At 57.1% G+C, this 212-nt stretch carries 1 rRNA gene; it reads right to left on the minus strand.

From position 1 onward, the window contains the following. Positions 1-212, minus strand: a 16S ribosomal RNA gene (locus GPK83_RS17455); the annotation flags it as partial.

Here is a 212-nt window from a genome sequence, read left to right on the forward strand (position 1 = left end):
AGAGTTTCCTCCATTGTGCAATATCCCCCACTGCTGCCTCCCGTAGGAGTCTGGGCCGTGTCTCAGTCCCAATGTGGCCGATCACCCTCTCAGGTCGGCTACTGATCGTCGCCTTGGTGGGCCGTTACCTCGCCAACTAGCTAATCAGACGCGGGTCCATCTCATACCACCGGAGTTTTTCACACCGTACCATGCGGTACTGTGCGCTTATG

Source organism: Clostridium sp. MCC328 (assembly GCF_018785465.1).
Lineage (GTDB): Bacteria > Bacillota > Clostridia > Lachnospirales > Lachnospiraceae > Pilosibacter > Pilosibacter fragilis.